Consider the following 18,464-nt stretch of genomic DNA (forward strand, 5'->3'; position numbering starts at 1 on the left):
GCTACTTTGTTTCCGAAAGCTCCATGATGATGTCCCATTCCGCATCTGTAACGGGCTGAACAGACAATCGCTGTGCTTTAACCAATGCCATATTGGCCAAACGCTTGTCGGCTTTAACCGTTGCAAGGCTAACGGGTTTCTTTAATTTTTTCACTGGTTTAAAATCCACTACCACCCATGCCGTTTCTTCTGTGGTAGGATCCTGATACGCTTCTGTTACTACTTTGGCAATACCTACAATTTCTAAACCTTCATTGCTATGATACCACAAGGCAAGGTCTCCTTTTTTCATGGCCCTTAAATTGTTCCTTGCCTGGTAATTTCTTACCCCATCCCAAAAAGTCTGCTTGTCTTTTACAAATTGATCCCAGCTATATTTGAAGGGTTCAGACTTAATCAACCAAAAACTCATGCCAATTCTTTTTTTGTTTCCTTGAATGCAATTCCTTCCTTGGCCAGTTCGGCCAGAACAGGTTCGTAAATTTCTTTCACGATTGGTATATGTAACCCTTTCAATTGAATTTTGTTCTCTAAAATTAAAACAGCTGCAATGCCCAAAGGCAAACCAACAGTCTTAGCCATGGCGGTTCTCAGTTCATCGTCTCCTTTAACCACCAAAGAACTATTCAATGCATATTTTTTTTGATTAAGTGTATACTCAAATTCATGCAGCATCACAATCAGGTCTTTATCACCAGGTGCCAGTTTCCATTTTTCCTCTAGGATTTCCTGTAAAAGTTGTGAGCAAGCGATCTGGCCCTTATTAATCATTGCCGGATTGTTCAATCCCAGAAAATTAAACTGCTCTTGTAATTCAGCCGTATCCAGACTTACCTGGTGTTTATTCAAATGACTGTTGAAGAATTCGGCATAACTCAATCCATCGGTTTCAATCATTTCTTCATCGCTGGTTAATTGAGCTGCCACCATTTTTTCCCAGCCCTTGCAGAATGAAGCATATCGCAAAGTGGTTCTTACAAAAGTGTCTGCTTGTTCCAGCTGATACAATGGGATATACGATAAAGAGTCTCTGTTGGGATAATAAGCCAGTGATCCCACTTCAGGAATTTGTAATTGCTCGCAATCCACAAAAATTTGTTCGTAAGGAATTTCAACAGGGTTGCCATCTGCTTTATATACAGCACCTGCTTTACCCGCTGTAACAATATTCCTGGGGTTCCAACTGATTTTATAATGCCAGGGATTGTTATCCGATTCCGGTGCAATCAACCCGCCGCAATGTGATTTAAAGGAATGTATAGTGCCCCCTTTTTCTTTGATCTCTTCAATAATCTGCATGGCACTCATATGGTCAATGCCGGGATCCAGACCCATTTCGCCAATAAATAACAAACCTGCTTCTTTAATGGCGGGTTCCAGGCTTTTAATCTGTGCATCCAGATAGGAGGCGGTTAGTAAGTTCTTTTGTAAAGCCACGCAGTCTTGTGCTACCCAGAAATGCAGGCCGGGTGGTAGCAGGGAAATCACGATATCGGCGGTTCTAATCAACCCCTGCCTTTCCGTTTCATTCTCTATGGAGAGTCCATTGGCTTTCAGGGAAGGGTATCCGCTAATCTTTAGTTCCAGACTTTTTATATCCTTGTCTGCAATGGTACAAGTCCAGTTTTTTTCCTGACAAACTCTACCGAGATAACCAATTAAAACCGTGGCAGATTTTCCTGCTCCGAATACAACAATATGCATGCAAATGAGATTAAAAAAAATAAAGATAGAACAATTGCCGCCGATGCGTGAAAATCAATGATTTATATGGGGTGTAACCTGTGGATAAAACCCTCAAAAAAACAGCCTTTTAAAGCCATTTTAAGGCCTAAAAAAGCTATCTTCGCAGACCTCCGTTCAGCCAAATATTTTTTTGTCTGAAAAGGATTAAAAAGAAGAACCCGAAAGTACCAATGGAAGAAAATTTATTACCGGAACAAACCAACGATAACGACCGCATTATTCAGGTCAATATTGAAGAACAAATGAAGACGGCTTACATCGATTATTCGATGTCGGTTATTGTTGGAAGAGCTTTGCCAGATGTAAGAGATGGATTTAAGCCCGTGCACCGCAGGGTATTGTATGCCATGAATGAGCTGGGCAATAACAGCAATAAGCCTTTTAAGAAATCTGCCCGTATTGTGGGGGAAGTAATGGGTAAATACCATCCTCACGGAGACAGCGCTATCTATGATACCCTTGTGCGTATGGCGCAGGAATGGACCATGCGTTACACACTGGTAGATCGTCAGGGTAACTTTGGTAACCAGGATGGGGATCCTCCGGCAGCTATGCGTTATACCGAAGCAAGATTGCAGCGTATTGCAGAAGCTATGCTGGATGATATTGAAAAAGAAACTGTAGACTTTCAGTTGAATTTTGACGATTCTCTGGAAGAGCCTACTGTATTGCCAACCCGTATTCCTCAGTTGCTGGTGAATGGTTCGTCCGGTATTGCGGTGGGTATGGCTACCAACATGATGCCGCATAATTTGAGCGAAGTGGTAGATGGCTGTGTGGCTTACGTAGACAACAGAGATATCACCATCGAAGAATTGATGAATTATGTAAAGGCTCCGGATTTTCCTACCGGTGGTGTTATTTATGGTATGGAGGGAGTAAGGCAGGCTCTCATGACGGGAAGAGGTCGTGTGGTGGTTCGCGGCAAATGCACCGTGGAAACCAAGCCCAATGGCCGTGAAATGATTGTGATTACAGAAGTGCCTTATCAGGTTAGCCGTGATACATTAACAGACCGCATTGGTCAGCTGGCCATCAATAAAGTGGTGGAAGGTATTGCCGATGTTGGGAACCAGAGTAATAAAGATGGTACCCGCATTGTGGTTGAATTAAAGAAAGATGCTGTTGCTCAGGTGGTGATTAACCAGTTGTTTAAATACACAGAATTACAGACCAGCTATGGTATCAATAATGTGGCGTTAAGCAATGGCAGACCGGGCATCATGAATCTGCGCGATCTAATCAAAGCTTTCATTGAATTCAGAATGGAAGTGGTGATTCGTCGTGCTAAATACGATTTAAGAAAAGCAGAAGAAAGAGCACACGTTTTAGAAGGATACCTGAAAGCATTGGATCATTTAGACGAAGTCATTCGTTTGATTCGTGCCAGCCGTACACCGGAAGAAGCCAAAGATGCTTTGATGGCCAAGAGCCGCGAAGAAAGATGGTATTTGAATTCAGCCATGTTCTCAGACCTTACTGCCGAGTTGTACAACCAGGTAGAAGGGCTTTCTGAGATTCAGGCTAAAGCTATACTGGAATTGCGTTTACAGCGTTTAACCGGAATGGAGCGTGATAAGATAATTGAAGAGTTCAATGGATTAATTGCGCTGATTAAAGAGTTGAAAGCTTTACTTGCGAATGAAGATCTGCGTTATGCGCTGATTAAAAAAGAATTGCTCGAAGTAAAAGAAAAGTTCGGAGACGAGCGTAAGAGTGAGATTCAGTATTTAGCAGATGAAATGCGCATTGAAGACCTGATTGAAAATGAAGATGTGGTGATTACCATTTCTCATTTGGGTTATATCAAACGTACTTCTGCATCCGAATATCGTCAGCAGAAAAGAGGGGGAAGAGGAGCTGTTGGGTCCAAAACCCGCGAAGAAGATTTTGTTGAACATTTGTTTGTAGCATCTACGCATGATACCATTTTATTCTTCACTGAAAAGGGAAGATGTTACTGGATGCGTGTATATGAAATTCCGGAAGGAGAGAAGCAAAGCAAGGGCAGAGCCATTCAGAATCTGATTCAATTACCAGGGGATGACAAAGTGAAAGCCATCATTAATGTGAAAGATATTTCTGATACCGATTTTGTACAAAATCATTATATCGTGTTATGTACCAAACAAGGTATTATTAAGAAAACTTCTTTGGAAGATTTCAGCAGACCAAGGGCCAATGGAGTGAATGCCATCACGATTGTGGAAGGCGATGAGTTATTGGAAGCCAGACTTACCAACGGTTCCAGCGAAATCATGATGGCGGTAAAAAGCGGACGTGCCATTCGATTCCCTGAAGAAAAAGTAAGAGCAACCGGAAGAGGCGCCATTGGTGTGGCAGGTATTGAAGTAGACGATGCCAAAGATGAAGTGGTTGGCATGATTTGTGTAAATAAGGACGATGCAGAGAGAACCATATTGGTGGTAAGTGAAAAAGGATTCGGTAAACGTACCGCAATAGAAGATTACCGTATTACCAATCGGGGTGGAAAGGGAGTGAAGACCATTAATGTTACCGAAAAAACCGGTAGCCTGGTAGGAATTCTGTATGTGAAAGAAGTGGAAGATTTAATTATCACCTGTAAGTCGGGAATAACCATCCGTACAGGTATTGCAGATATCAGGGAAGCAGGTCGGGCCACACAGGGTGTGAAGCTGATCCGCCTGGACGAAGGGGATGAAATTGCAGCCATTTCTCAGATTGAAGAGCAGGAAGAAGAAGTGATGGTAACCGATGAAAACGGTACGCCAGAACAAACCGATTCCGTTAATAACAGCGAAGCATCATCAGATAACAAGGATGCCAATGAAGATGCCGGATTGAACAGTAATAATGATGAAGAACCTTTAAATTAAGTACACGACTAAAAACAACCATATGAAGTATTTTTTCTCCTTGTTGTTAAGCGTAGCTATGATAACAGTTGCTACAGCTCAGGATTTCAAGAAAGTTGAAACCAATGTTTTATTGAAGAAGTTTGAAGAAGCCAAAACAGAATTGGACAAAGCATTGGCCAATCCTAAAAACCAGGATAAAGCGGAAGGTTTTTACTGGAAGTCCCGTATTTATGCAGCATTCTATCAGAATGAAGCTACCCGTGCCAAGTATCCAAATGCAGTGGAAGAAGCTCACGCTGCATTCCAGAAGTTTGCTGAATTGGAACCCACATTGGCTAAAGCAAAAGAAAAAGGACCTGATGGATACTTTGATATGTATTCAACATCCTTCAACTTAGGTATCAATAGCTTCAAGGATAAGAAATACAATGAAGCTTCCAAGGAATTTGAGAAAGCAGTAATCTACAGTGATTATATTTTCAAAAACAAATGGGCCAGTTCTCAACAACCCTTTGATACCACTTCTATTTTGTACTGTGCTTATTCTTTCCAGAATGCGCAGAAAGCAGATGATGCTGCTAAATACTATTCAAGATTAGCGGATAGCAAAGTAACAGGAGAGGGCTTTGCCGACATTTATAAGTACATGGTAGATTATTATACCAAGCAAAAGAATAAGGAATCTTTTGAGAAGTACATGGCTTTAGGTAAAGAAGTATATCCTAAGGAAAACTGGGAAGATTTCGAAATTGAATACATCGATCAGAACTACGATTTGGCTGGTAAAACCGCATTATACGATCAGATGGAAGCAGCAGGTCAATTAACTGAAAACAAATATTTACAGTTTGGAGATGTATTCATCACTGCCAAAAACGACGATGCATTGGATAGCGCAAGCGTTGATAAATATACTCGTAAAGCAATTGAAGCTTTCAAAAAAGCATACGAGAAGAACAACAACAATGCCATCGCGGCTTTCAACGTAGGAGTAACTTACTACAACTACTTCAATATGGAAGATGAGAAGTTTGCAGCCAATATTAAGAAGTTACAAGAATTGAATGCCAACAAGCCTGTTGTAAAAGATCCGAAGAAAAAAGCAGCAGCTGATGCAGAGTTTAAGGCTAAGACCGATGCAGTTAAAAATGAAAATACAGCCATTGAAAAGAAATCAATGGAATTGACTGATATCGCTGCAGAGTGGTTAACCAAGTCTTATACTATCTTAAAAGATAAAGCAAACCGAACCAACACCGAAAAGAGTGTAGTGAATAAGTCTGTTGACTTTATTGCCAACATTTATTACTATAAAATGGGACGTGTTAGAGGTAAAGATGCCAAGCTTTTTGATCAGTATGAAGCCAAGTACAAAGAGTTTGATGCTTTACACGGAACTTTCAAATAAGCATAACCAAGTTTTATAATGCCAATCCGTACCCTGTTTTTATCCCTTGTATTTGCAGGTATCGTTTCCTGTACTTCCAGTAAAAAAGAAGGAACAGTAGAAGATACTTCGCAAATGACAGTGGAACCCACTGTGAAAACAGTGCCATTGATCAGTGGTTATGAAGTGATCTGGGGTATGGATTTTTTGCCCAACGGTGATTTATTGTTCACGGAGAAGAAAGGAAAACTCCACAGAAAAAGTGGAGACAAAATCACAGAAATATCCGGACTTCCCGTTATTAATACCAGTGGTCAGGGAGGCTTGCTCGATGTTCGGGTTTCCCCTCAATATAGTAGCAATGGATGGATTTTCATTACTTATGCGGGTAACCATCCAGGCGGAGGAGGCAGTTTTCATTTGATGCGTTTTAAACTGGTAAACGATCAGATTACAGAATCTAAAATTTTATTGAGTTCCAATTCAGCCAATACCATGACCGGTCATTATGGTAGCCGTATTGATTTTGACGAAGCCGGAAATCTATATGTAAGTGTTGGGGAAGGAGGCGCCACCAGTTATGGAGGAGCGAATTCACCCAATAAAAATGCCCAGGATGTCAATAGCACATGGGGAAAAGTACACCGCATTACCCAGGACGGAGGCATTCCGGCAGGAAACCCGGTATTGTCCGGAAATACTACACCCACAACGGTTTACAGTTACGGACACCGCAATCCACAAGGGTTGGTTTACAATCCATTTACCAAAGAAATCTGGGAAGCAGAACACGGACCCAAGGGTGGCGACGAAGTCAATATCATCAAAGCTGGAAGCAACTACGGATGGCCATTGGTTTCTTACGGTGTTAATTACGACGACAAACCCGTTTCTGCAAGTCCAACTATGACAGGGGTAACAGACCCCATACACAACTGGGTGCCGTCCATTGGTGCCTGTGGTATGGCATTCATTACCGATAAGAAATTCAAAAGCTGGACCGGCAATTTATTGGTCGGAGGACTGGCTTTACAATATTTAGCCCGCCTTGAAATCAATGACAACAAAGTGGTAAAAGAACACAAACTACTCGATAAAGTTGGCCGCATTCGTCACGTTCGCCAGGCACCCGATGGTTCTATTTATGTTTCCATAGAAGGACCGGGAAGAATTGTAAGGTTGGTGGCGGAGTAGGCTCCATTTTGTGGAAATTGATGCTCATAGCGTCATATATATAGGTAAGTTGCTCCGCATGAAATTCAAGATACTTTCTATACTATTTATACAACTTTCTTTATTTATAGGATTTACTCAGGCCCAGGATTCAAGGTATCTTGAAGAGAAAATCAAAGTGTTGCAATTTTTTCAGGATAGTATTCTTACAGATCCTAGAAATTTTATAATCAAAAAAAGCGATACAATTCTTATTCGAAAATTTCTTTCGAATACAAACTTATTTAAGGGGGTTTCATTGTATAGTTTGAATTCAGCGTATGAAAATGCAAATGAGCATAGTGTGTTTAGTGAGCAAGAGCTAAATAGTATTTTTTCAAGGATGACAAAGGATACGCTGAGAGAGAAAATTGGGTATACTTTTAAAAACTCTATACAGCTGGTAAGTGGTGATAATTGTATTAAAATTTCCAAGCCGATTTTTGAAAAGGCCTTTACGTATTGTTTTCTTTCATATGGCTGGTTTAATTCTGATAATACCTCAATTGATGGTAGTACAATTTTACTCCATAAACGAAATGGGAAATGGACATTAATAAGAAAGGTGGGGGATATTAAAAGCTGGTAGTGTTTTGCTACACTGAATTTTCAGTCTTTTCAAATAATGGGATACTCAGTTCTTTTCTCCCTTGTGTACAATTTAACATAATATTAATTATGAGAAATAAGTTATTTTGAATTTTAGTTGATTATCAGTGGCTTAGGTGGATTATTATGGGTTGTCTTTGAAATTATACCCATTTGCCGCAGTGGATTGAAACAATGCTTATTTTTAAAAATATTCAATCATAAATCAACGATTCATGTTTTCCAGAAGAAAGTTTTTACAAGTTGGTAGCCTGGGTTTAGGTAGTTTTTCCCTGGCGGGTTTTGCGCCCAAATATGCCGGTAAAAAACCGATTGTTTTATCTACCTGGGACGCCGGAATCCGGGCCAATAAAGCTGCCTGGAATGTTTTAAAAAACAATGGACGTGCACTGGATGCCGTTGAGCAAGGCGTCATAGTTACCGAGAATGAAATGAATTGTTGTGTGGGATTAGGTGCGAATCCGGACAGAGACGGTTTTGTGACCCTGGATGCTTCCATTATGGATGAAAATGCCAATTGCGGCAGTGTAGCCTGTCTGGAAAGAATCAAGCATCCGATTTCTGTAGCCCGCAAAGTCATGGAAAATACGCCACATGTGATGCTGGTGGGTCAAGGTGCCCAGCAATTTGCCCTTTCTCAGGGCTTTACATTGGAAAAAGAAGGTTTATCTGAAGGCGCTGAACGGGAATATAAAAAATGGCTGCAAAAAAGCGAATACAAGCCTGCCATTAACCGCGAGAATAAGGAAAACAGACCTAATAATCAAGATGAATTAGCAGCTATAAATAGCTCAAATTCAATGATTGCTGCCCCTGCGCGTTTGTCAGATGGTTCCTGGAACCATGATACCATTGGTATGATTGCCTTGGATGCCAATGGTAATTTAAGTGGTAGCTGTACCACCAGTGGAATGGGTTTTAAAATGAGAGGACGCGTTGGTGATTCCCCTATTATTGGCGCCGGACTATTTGTGGACAACGAAGTGGGTGCCGTTGTAGCTACTGGTCAGGGAGAAGATATTATCCGTATTGGTGGTGCACATACAGTAATGGAGTTCATGCGCCAGGGATTGTCACCGGAAATGGCCTGCAAAAAAGCCATTGAAAGATTATTAAAAGTAAAAGGATCCAAAGCAAAAGAAATTCAGGCCTGTATGATTGCGATTAACAAAGAAGGCATTTACGGTGGATATGCATTGCAAAAAGGATTCAATTTTGCCGTTTGTTATGCGGACGATAAAAATATTTTAGTAGACAGTAAGTTTTTGATTTAACGCTTTAACCATCCCCATCCATGTTATTAGAAATCTGTGTGTTCAATACCGCCACTGCAGTTGCTGCAGAAAATGCGGGTGCCGACCGAATTGAATTATGTGAAAATTATGCGAATGGCGGAACCACGCCATCGTATGGATATTTAAAAACGGTAAGAGAAAAAATAACCATTCCTGTTTTCCCGATGATTCGCCCTCGTGGCGGAGATTATTTTCATACCCCTGATGAAATTGAAATTATCCGAAAAGACATTCTGCTTTGCAAGGAACTCGGATTTGAAGGCGTTGTATTTGGTTTACTGAACCAGGACGGTTCTATTGATCAGGAAAATACGGCCCGATTGGTGGAAGCAGCTTATCCCCTTGATGTTACTTTCCACCGTGCATTTGATCGTTGCATTAATCCGTTAGAAGCTTTGGAAACCATTATCCAGTGCGGATGTACAAGAGTTTTAACCAGTGGTCAGCATCCTAAAGTGACCGATGGACTTGCTCTTGTAAAAAGCTTAGTAGAACAAGCCAATGACCGCATCATCATCATGCCAGGCAGTGGCCTGAATAGCAGCAATGTAAAAAGCATTGTGGAAACAGCGGGTGTTGCAGAAGTACATACTTCTGCCAGAACCAGGGTGCCTAGCTCAAGTCTATATCAAAACACACTGATGCCGGAAGACTTTGATATTGATTTTGTAGACACTGAAGAGATTAAAAAAATTAAGTCTATCATCAACGGGTAATAGACTTAATCACTTTGAAAATATAATACGGTTTAGTAAAGCATTCTAACCTTAATGGTATGCTTCACTAATTTCAGTAGTTCCACTGCTTTCTTCGATAATTTTTTATCAATATCCAGCACCACATATCCAATGGATTCATTGGTTTTCAAATATTGCCCCACGATATTGATTTTATTATTAGACAAAGCGGTATTGATGGCACTCAATACCCCAGGCACATTGTGGTGGATATGGAGGATTCTATGCGTTCCTTCAATCGGAGGTAATCCAATGGCTGGTACGGTATGAGATCCATTGGTAATTCCTCTCTCCAGATACTGAAACAATTTAATGCTGACATCTTCCCCAATATTCTGTTGCGCTTCTTCCGTTGAGCCGCCAATATGCGGAGTAAGAATCACGTTGGGTAATCCCTGAACCGGGCTTTCAAAATGATCTCCGTTTTTCTCCGGTTCCCATGGAAAAACATCAATGGCTGCACCGCTGATATGCTTTTCAGAAATGGCATTGGCCAATGCTTTCAAGTCAACTACTTCTCCCCTTGCATAGTTAATTAAAATGGCACCTGGCTTCATTTGCCGGATGGCATTTTTATTAATCATCAATTTGGTTTCCGGTGTTTCCGGAACATGCAAGGAAACTATATCAGCCTGGTTCAATACTTCCTTCATGTTTTTAGCAGCACTTGCATTGCCCAATGGCAATTTGGTTTCTGTATCATAAAACAGCACTTTCATGCCCAGTGCTTCTGCCAATACGCTAACCTGTGAACCAATATTTCCATAACCAATCAAGCCCAGCGTTTTTCCCCTTAATTCATAACTTCCCTTGGCTTCTTTCATCCAGATACCTTTATGTGCCGCTATATTTTTATCAGGGATTCTTCTGATAAGCATAACCGAAGCACCAATTACCAGTTCAGCCACACTTCGGGTATTGCTATATGGAGCATTGAATACGGCCACCCCTTTTTGCATGGCAGCACTCAGGTCAACCTGGTTAACGCCAATGCAAAAACAACCAATCGCCTGCAATTTAGTGGCGGCTTCCAAAACTTTTTTGGTAATCAGGGTTTTGGAACGGATGCCTAAAATATGTACATCTTTAATTTCTTTGATTAATTCAGCCTCACTCAATGCCCCGCTTAATTTGCGCACATTGATATATCCATTTTGTTTAAACTGTTGTACCGCTTTGTCGCTGATATTCTCTAAAAAAAGAATATTGATCCGGTCTTTGGGATAACTGGTATTCGATTGCTTGCTCATATTTGCAAAATAATGTTATCTACTTGTATACCAAGTCCATAGTTTTCCACGTTGGTTGTATAAACAAAGGGTAAAGTTATCTTTGCCCAAGATCTAACCCTATACAAAATAAATGCAGCGTTTGATGATAGTTCCCGTATTCAGTTATTTGTTATTGGCTTGTAGCGGTTCCCCCGCCCCTGCAAAAGATACCATCAATGAAGGGAAGCCCATTGTATTCAGTAGTTTAAAATCCAGTGAAAAAACCTACTATGCCAATGCCATTAAGCCTTTGTATGAAAAACAATTGGTTAAGACCGGGTTTAATGGAGCTATTTTAGTGGCCAAAAATGGAGAAGTAGTTTTTGAAGACTATCGTGGCATGATCAATTTTGCCACGAAGGAACCCATTACCCCCTCTTCTACTTTTCATGTGGCTTCTATCAGTAAGACTTTTACGGCCATGACCCTTTTAAGACTGATGGAGCAGGGCCGCGTGGAATTAGATGACCCCGTAGAGCAATACCTGCCTTCCTTTCCTTACAAAGGAATTACCTTGCAATTATTGCTCTCTCATCGTTCCGGGCTTCCGAAATATGATCAGTTGATGGCCGGTACCCGTTCTTATACTACCCGTAAAAAGAACCGCAGGGGTAAATGGGTAAAGCAAACTGTTTATGTGAAAGATCCGGTTAGTGTTACTGGCTTAAGTACGAATCAGGATGTACTTCGCTTTTTAGCCGGAACACGCCCTGCACCTGAGTCTCAGCCCAACAGAAGATACAGTTACAACAATACCAATTTTGCCTTGCTGGCCCTGGTAATTGAAAAAATTACAGGTCAGACCTTTCCGCAATACATGAAAGACAGCGTTTTTACTCCCCTCGGAATGAAAGACACGTATGTCTTTAGTATGAAAGACACTGGTAACTATATCCCATCCTATACCCCAGGCAAAAAGCCTTATCCTTTGGAAAAGCTGGATTGTGTTTACGGGGATAAGAATGTTTACAGCACGGTACGCGACCTCTTGGCTTGGGACAAAGCCCTGTACCAGGGTGAATTTGTTAGTATGGCAACACAGGAGCTGGCTTATGAGCCCTTAAGCAACGAAACCAGAGGGAAAAAGAACTATGGTTTAGGCTGGCATTTGTATGTAGATCCGCCCAATCCTACCATTGTTTACCATAATGGCTGGTGGCATGGTAATAACGCTGTATTCAGAAGAATTATAGGAGATACCGCGACCATCATTATTCTGGGCAATAAATTCAACAGTAATATCTGGCATGCCGGTAAAATGAGTTCCGTTTTTACGGATTCTGAGGTTCCGGATATGGAAGAGGAATAATAATTATGCCCATACCGCGTTTAATGTAGCACTAAAAGGCTAGAACCCTTATTTTTGCCAACCTTTAACAATTTAACTCTGACACAAATTGCTTATGAACAATCTATTGTTTTATGCCGTTCCGGCGATGGGAGTCATCGGACTTCTTTACACCTTGATTAAATTTAGCTGGGTTTCCAAGCAGGATGCTGGTAACGCCAGAATGAAGGAAATCAGCACTTATATTGCAGAGGGTGCTATGGCATTCTTGAAAGCTGAGTGGAAAATCCTGGCTTATTTCGTAGTAATCGTTGCTATTTTATTAGGTTTCATGGCTCAGTCTAATGAAGACAGCCACTGGAGCATTGCTATCTCCTTCTTTATTGGTGCGGTTTTCAGTGCAACTGCAGGTTATATTGGAATGAAAGTAGCTACCAAGGCGAACGTTCGTACTGCTGAAGCTGCGAAGACCAGTTTGAGTAAGGCATTGAATGTTTCCTTTACAGGGGGAGCTGTGATGGGCTTAGGCGTATCTGGTTTAGCTGTTCTGGGACTAGGGGGTTTGTTCCTTGTATTGAAACAATATTTTTCTCCGGACGGAGATGTTGATGGTATGTTAAAGACCATTGAAGTATTAACCGGATTTTCTTTGGGTGCAGAGAGCATTGCCTTGTTTGCCCGTGTGGGTGGTGGTATTTATACCAAAGCTGCTGACGTAGGTGCTGACTTAGTGGGTAAAGTAGAAGCAGGCATTCCTGAAGATGATCCCCGTAACCCTGCAACCATTGCAGATAACGTGGGTGATAACGTTGGTGATGTTGCCGGTATGGGTGCGGACCTTTTCGGTTCTTATGTTGCTACCGTTTTGGCTACCATGGTATTGGGTAATGAAGTAACTGGTGCTAATGGTACCAGATTGGAAGACGCATTCGGAGGATTGTCTCCAATTTTATTGCCAATGCTGATTGCCGGTATCGGAATTTTATTATCAATCGTAGGTACCCTATTCGTAAGAATTGGTGAAACTGCTGGTTTAAATACGGCTGTTGTACAGAAAGCATTGAACATGGGTAACTATGGTTCTATGATTTTAACAGCGATTGTATGTTATTTTTTAGTAGGATATGTATTGCCTGAAACCATGACTTTAAGAGGTGCTGAATTCACCAGAAACGGTGTATACGGTGCTATCGTTGTGGGTTTGGTAGTAGGTACTTTAATGAGTATCATTACTGAGTACTATACAGCAATGGGCAAGCGTCCTGTATTAAGTATTATTCGTCAGTCTGCTACAGGGCACGCTACCAATATCATTGGTGGTTTGGCTATTGGTATGGAAAGTACTTTCTTACCAATCATTGTATTGGCTGGAGGAATTTACGGTTCATTCCTTTGTGCAGGTTTATACGGTGTGGCAATTGCTGCTGCAGGAATGATGGCAACTACAGGTATGCAATTGGCGATTGATGCATTTGGTCCAATTGCGGACAATGCAGGTGGTATTGCTGAAATGAGTGAGTTACCTGGTGAAGTGCGTGAGAAAACAGATATTTTAGATGCGGTGGGGAACACAACTGCTGCAAGTGGTAAAGGTTTCGCTATTGCTTCTGCCGCTTTAACTGCATTGGCTTTGTTTGCTGCTTTCGTTGGTGTGGCTATGCCAGACAATCAACATATTGATATTTATAAAGCCGATGTATTGGCTGCTTTATTTATCGGAGGTATGATTCCATTTATCTTCTCCTCTCTGGCTATCAGAGCAGTAGGTGAAGCGGCGATGGCCATGGTGGAAGAAGTACGTCGTCAGTTCAGAACCATTCCTGGTATCATGGAAGGTACTGGCAAGCCTGAATACGATAAGTGTGTGGCTATTTCTACTGAAGCTTCTTTAAAGAAAATGATGATGCCAGGTGCCATCACTATTATTTCTCCATTGTTGATTGGTTTCTTATTAGGACCTGAAGCATTGGGTGGATTCTTAGCGGGTGCTACCGTGAGCGGTGTATTGATGGGTATTTTCCAGAACAATGCAGGTGGTGCATGGGACAATGCTAAGAAGTCTTTCGAGAAAGGAGTAGAAATTAATGGTGAAATGTATTACAAGAAATCAGAGCCACACAAGGCTTCTGTTACCGGTGATACGGTTGGTGATCCATTTAAAGATACATCTGGTCCTTCAATGAATATCCTTATCAAATTAATGTCAATCGTTTCTTTGGTAATTGCTCCTACATTGGCACATATGCATCCAACTTCAAATGCTGCTGAAACCAAAGTAGAGAAGAAAATTGAAATCAGTATCGGCGGCCAGGAATCAGGAATGAATGTAACTGTTAGTGGCGAAAAAGATGGTTTGAAAGACCTGATTGAAGCCTTAAAAACAGACGGTGTGGTAAGCAATCCCGAGAATGTAGATATTCAAATTAAAGATGGTAAGTTAATTATCAATGGTACTGCACAATCAGATGATGTTTATAAAAAATACGAGAAGTTTTATATGAGCATCGGAGAAAAAGGCATTGAAATAAAAGCCTCAGAAACCAAGAAATAATTGAACAACTGAACATGAAAAAAACCCGAAAATTTCGGGGTTTTTTTTATGTAAGCAAGCAATCGAAAAACTACCATTTGTCTACTTCTTCAGTAGCTGTGTCATTTACTACAGGAGCTTCATTTGCAGGAGCTTCTGCAGTTGGAGTGTAAGCTGGTGCTGGTTCAGCAACCGGAGCATCATTAACTTCTGCATGTTCTGGTGCATAGATTTCACCTTCACCCTCTCCTTCCGGATACTCGTGGTTAAATGCATCAAAATCAAAATCAGGCATTAGATCTGTTTTAACAAAATCTACTGCTTCTCCCAGTGCTTTAATAAATTTATTAAAGTCTTCTTTGTACAGAAAAATTTTGTGACGGTCATAACCATTGTTGTCAAAGCGTTTGCGACTCTCTGTAATGGTTAAGAAATAATCGTTGCCACGTGTTGCCCTTACATCAAAAAAGTAAGTTCTTCTCTTTCCTGCACGGATGCGAGTGCTGTACACACTCTCCATTTTTTTGTCATTGTTCTCGTACGCCACAGTTATTAGTGTTTGGTTAACAGTTTGTTAATGGTTAAAAATAGGAGTTGTTTTGGAATTACCAAAAATTTCATACAAATAATCAACAAAAATGCTAAACACTACTTAGTGTTGCAACGCTAAATTTCAGGATTCTGGTGTGCAGCAGTCTCCAGCTGCATTCTGTACAATTCGGCATAATAACCGTTCAGTTGCATTAATTGGTCATGGGTACCTTTTTCTGCTATTTTTCCCTCTTCCAAAACAATAATCTGATCGAAATGGAAACCGGAAAAAATGCGATGCGTTATAATGATTGCTGTTTTTTCTTGTAAGTAGTTGTATAAATGACCAATAATATGTTTTTCTGTTTTGGCATCCACAGCACTTAAACAATCGTCGAAAACAATAATTTCCGGGTTTTTAATCAATGCACGTGCTATAGAAATTCTTTGCTTTTGTCCTCCGCTTAGGGTAACACCTCTTTCCCCAATCATGGTTTCATACCCGTTTTCAAATCCCATGATTTCATTGTGAATGCTGGCGCTTTTGGCAGCTTCTTCTATCCTTTCTATGGGTGTATCGGGTGCTACCCCAAACCGGATATTATTGGCTACCGTATCGCTGAACAGGAAAATATCCTGCTGCACATAACTGATGTTTTGGCGCAGCTTTTGTAAGCCGTACATATGCAGCGGTTTTGATCCCACTGTAATACTGCCTTTATCGGGTTCATAAAATCGCAATAACAATTGCGCCAGGGTAGATTTACCACTACCTGTTTTTCCCAATACCAGAATTTTCTCTCCGCGATTGATCTGCAAACTCAGGTTCTGAATGGCTTTAATGCCAGTGTCCGGATAAGTGAAATCTACTTGCTTAAATTCAATGGTACCTGTTACCATTTCATCGGGTAAAACGGTCGGATGATCCTTAATGGCAGGCTCCAATTGCAAAAATTCATTCAATCTTTTTTGTGAAGCTGCCGCACGTTGAATCATACTGGCGGTCCATCCAATAGCACTGACAGGGAAAGTCAGCATATTGATATAGATTACAAATTCAACAATTAGACCCACTTTAGAAGGGTCTTGCATGGCCTGCATCCCTCCCAGAAAAATGGTAATCAAAGTGCTGATGCCAATCATTAAAGCCATACTGGGGAAATACAGGGCTTCCACTTTGGCTAACCCTATGGCATTCTGTTTGTATTTTTCACTGTTCTGATTAAAAAATCCGAACATGGCTTTTTCCTGTACAAATGATTTAATTACGCGAATTCCGGAATAAGATTCCTGGGCATTGGTAGTTAAATTGGAAAGATCCTCTTGTATGGACTCGCTCTTTTTATTAATGATGCTGTTGACTTTGTATATCGTAATGGCCAATAACGGCAACGGAGCCAATACCATTAATGTAAGATTCACGTCCTTGCTTAACATGTTTACCAGACAAAATCCAATCAGTGTAATCAGGTTAATTAAATACATTACGGCAGGACCCGTGTACATCCTTACCCTGCTTACATCTTCGGCAATTCTGTTCATTAAATCGCCTGTGCTGTTTTGTTTGTAAAATGCCGTGTGTAGTCGCTGGTATTGCTGATAAACTTCATTTTTCTGATCAAATTCTATATGTCTGCTCATGACTATAATGGTCTGACGCATAAAGAACATCAGTACCCCCCTTATAACAGCAATGGCTAAAATACTTAGGCTGCAAAAGGCAATTAACCAGCCAAAACTCCAGTCTTTATTGCTAACCAGTGCAATGAATTTGTTCAAGATATCTCCTTCTGCGTGGTATACAGGAGCTGGCTTGGCGCCAGGAAGCCTTTGCTGAACTAGACTGATAACGTATCCGGTAATCTGTGGTGCCAAAACTGCAAAGTAGTTGGAGGCAATAACAAAGAATATCCCAATAAAGAAACGCTTTCTATACTTCCAGAAATAATGATTTAATGAGGCTAATTCTTTCAAAAACTTTCAATTAGGATGCAAATATAGCTTTGAATGAAAATAAGTTTTGGATAAAAAAAATTCCCCCCTTACTTTTGCCGCGGAGAGCTGGCAGAGTGGTCGATTGCGGCAGTCTTGAAAACTGTTGACTGTAACAGGTCCGGGGGTTCGAATCCCTCGCTCTCCGCCAAAACAAACAGATGTCCAGCCAATGGCTGGCATTTTTGTTTTAGGAAGCTGGCAAAGCTTGCTTTGCTGAGCGAACTAATATCAAAAATGAAAGTTCGCTGAAGGCGAACGGACATCTGTTTGTTTTGAGCCTCCCCCACCATTGGGATCAGCGAAGCTAATCCACTGTAAGTGGGGCGAAGCTAATCCACTGTAAGTGGGGCGAAGCTAATCCACTGTAAGTGGGGCGAAGCTAATCCACTGTAAGTGGGGCGAAGCTAATCCACTGCAAGTGGGCGAATCTACTCGGGATTAGTTACACGCAGGATGGTATAGGCTCTTTCTCCTGAAGGCATTTCCCACCTAAATTCATCCCCCTGTTTGTATCCAATTACTGCTGTCCCCATGGGAGCATAAATAGATACTTTCTTTAACTGAACATTGGCTTCGCCAGGCAATACCAATGTGAAGCTGACTTCTTTTTTAGTCTTTAAGTCTTGCAATGTAACTTCCGAATGAATTCTGATTACATCTTTCGGAAATAGATCTCTTTCCAATACCAATGGATTGTTTTCCAATTCTGCTGCGAGTTTACGAGCACTTTTAGATTCTATGGATTCGTTTTCGGCTACTAATCTCGTATGGCTCTTCAGGAGTTGATAATCTTCCTGTAACAGAATTAATTGTTTGGTAGATTCCTTCATATAATTAATTTAATTGTGACATGGTTTTTGTTGAGATTGCCAGGGTATCTTTAAAGTATATTTCTTCCAGCGATTTTGTTTCCAACTGGCTAATCCTTCTGAAAATATTAGCTGACTTAATATCCGATAACTCTTTATATCCACTGGATTCCATTAGTTCAACTACAGCCTGAAGGGTATTTTTATGAAAATT

The 18,464-nt window shown here is 40.9% G+C and carries 15 protein-coding genes and 1 tRNA gene; 9 read left to right on the forward strand and 7 right to left on the reverse strand.

All coding sequences use genetic code 11. The features are described from left to right. Position 1: 1 nt before the first annotated feature. Together F777_RS0109260 and F777_RS0109265 are read right to left on the reverse strand one after the other, a co-directional pair. Entirely contained in the window at positions 2-412 is a 411-nt protein-coding gene (locus tag F777_RS0109260) for an EVE domain-containing protein (RefSeq protein WP_026751797.1), read from the reverse strand. Next, on the reverse strand, positions 409-1,704 hold the full coding sequence (locus F777_RS0109265) for a saccharopine dehydrogenase C-terminal domain-containing protein (protein WP_037369313.1): 1,296 nt from the start codon (positions 1,702-1,704) through the stop codon (positions 409-411). The genes F777_RS0109260 and F777_RS0109265 overlap by 4 nt, the downstream gene beginning before the upstream one ends. A 212-nt stretch (positions 1,705-1,916) precedes the next feature. Between F777_RS0109265 and gyrA the strand changes: the two genes are divergently transcribed. The 6 genes from gyrA (at position 1,917) to F777_RS0109300 (ending at position 9,805) form a co-directional block, all read left to right on the forward strand. Beyond that, on the forward strand, positions 1,917-4,604 hold the full coding sequence (gyrA, locus tag F777_RS0109275) for a DNA gyrase subunit A (RefSeq protein ID WP_026751799.1): 2,688 nt from the start codon (positions 1,917-1,919) through the stop codon (positions 4,602-4,604). Positions 4,605-4,626: 22 nt separating this feature from the next. After that, complete coding sequence (locus F777_RS0109280) at positions 4,627-5,994, forward strand: hypothetical protein (protein WP_152530898.1); 1,368 nt, start codon at positions 4,627-4,629, stop codon at positions 5,992-5,994. A gap of 18 nt (positions 5,995-6,012) precedes the next feature. Further along, positions 6,013-7,167, forward strand: coding sequence for a PQQ-dependent sugar dehydrogenase (locus F777_RS0109285; RefSeq protein ID WP_037369314.1), 1,155 nt, complete (start codon positions 6,013-6,015; stop codon positions 7,165-7,167). 58 nt (positions 7,168-7,225) lie between these two features. Beyond that, positions 7,226-7,774 carry a hypothetical protein gene (locus F777_RS0109290; protein ID WP_152530899.1) on the forward strand — a complete coding sequence of 183 codons (549 nt, stop codon included), beginning with the start codon at positions 7,226-7,228 and terminating at the stop codon, positions 7,772-7,774. Between the two features lie 235 nt (positions 7,775-8,009). Further along, positions 8,010-9,068 (forward strand): isoaspartyl peptidase/L-asparaginase family protein, encoded by a 1,059-nt coding sequence (locus F777_RS0109295; protein ID WP_026751803.1) that lies wholly within the window; start codon positions 8,010-8,012, stop codon positions 9,066-9,068. Positions 9,069-9,088: 20 nt separating this feature from the next. After that, the gene (locus F777_RS0109300; protein ID WP_026751804.1) at positions 9,089-9,805 is read left to right on the forward strand and encodes a copper homeostasis protein CutC; all 717 of its coding nucleotides are present in this window, start codon (positions 9,089-9,091) and stop codon (positions 9,803-9,805) included. A gap of 32 nt (positions 9,806-9,837) precedes the next feature. On the opposite strand, the gene serA is transcribed toward F777_RS0109300, so the two are convergent. Beyond that, a complete protein-coding gene (serA, locus tag F777_RS0109305; RefSeq protein WP_026751805.1) occupies positions 9,838-11,076 on the reverse strand; it encodes a phosphoglycerate dehydrogenase in 1,239 nt (412 codons plus the stop codon). A 124-nt stretch (positions 11,077-11,200) separates the two neighbouring features. Here serA and F777_RS16310 point away from each other — a divergent pair, with 124 nt between their 5' ends. Together F777_RS16310 and F777_RS16315 are read left to right on the forward strand one after the other, a co-directional pair. Beyond that, positions 11,201-12,406 carry a serine hydrolase domain-containing protein gene (locus F777_RS16310; RefSeq protein ID WP_161631504.1) on the forward strand — a complete coding sequence of 402 codons (1,206 nt, stop codon included), beginning with the start codon at positions 11,201-11,203 and terminating at the stop codon, positions 12,404-12,406. Between the two features lie 94 nt (positions 12,407-12,500). Beyond that, positions 12,501-14,936, forward strand: coding sequence for a sodium-translocating pyrophosphatase (locus tag F777_RS16315; RefSeq protein ID WP_051408536.1), 2,436 nt, complete (start codon positions 12,501-12,503; stop codon positions 14,934-14,936). A 70-nt stretch (positions 14,937-15,006) separates the two neighbouring features. Here F777_RS16315 and F777_RS0109320 read toward each other — a convergent pair whose 3' ends face one another. Further along, on the reverse strand, positions 15,007-15,462 hold the full coding sequence (locus F777_RS0109320) for a DUF3276 family protein (protein ID WP_026751806.1): 456 nt from the start codon (positions 15,460-15,462) through the stop codon (positions 15,007-15,009). 119 nt (positions 15,463-15,581) lie between these two features. Then, a complete protein-coding gene (locus tag F777_RS0109325; protein ID WP_026751807.1) occupies positions 15,582-17,420 on the reverse strand; it encodes an ABC transporter ATP-binding protein in 1,839 nt (612 codons plus the stop codon). Between the two features lie 81 nt (positions 17,421-17,501). Between F777_RS0109325 and F777_RS0109330 the strand changes: the two genes are divergently transcribed. Next, positions 17,502-17,589 (forward strand) — tRNA-Ser (locus F777_RS0109330). A 280-nt stretch (positions 17,590-17,869) separates the two neighbouring features. Here the strand turns inward: F777_RS0109330 and F777_RS0109335 are convergent. Both F777_RS0109335 and F777_RS18180 read right to left on the reverse strand, forming a co-directional pair. Beyond that, positions 17,870-18,271 carry a GreA/GreB family elongation factor gene (locus tag F777_RS0109335; protein ID WP_037369316.1) on the reverse strand — a complete coding sequence of 134 codons (402 nt, stop codon included), beginning with the start codon at positions 18,269-18,271 and terminating at the stop codon, positions 17,870-17,872. A gap of 4 nt (positions 18,272-18,275) precedes the next feature. Then, the coding region (locus F777_RS18180; protein ID WP_037369318.1) for a hypothetical protein at positions 18,276-18,464 on the reverse strand (189 nt) is incomplete at its 5' end.

Source organism: Sediminibacterium sp. C3, from assembly GCF_000508085.1.
Lineage (GTDB): Bacteria > Bacteroidota > Bacteroidia > Chitinophagales > Chitinophagaceae > Sediminibacterium.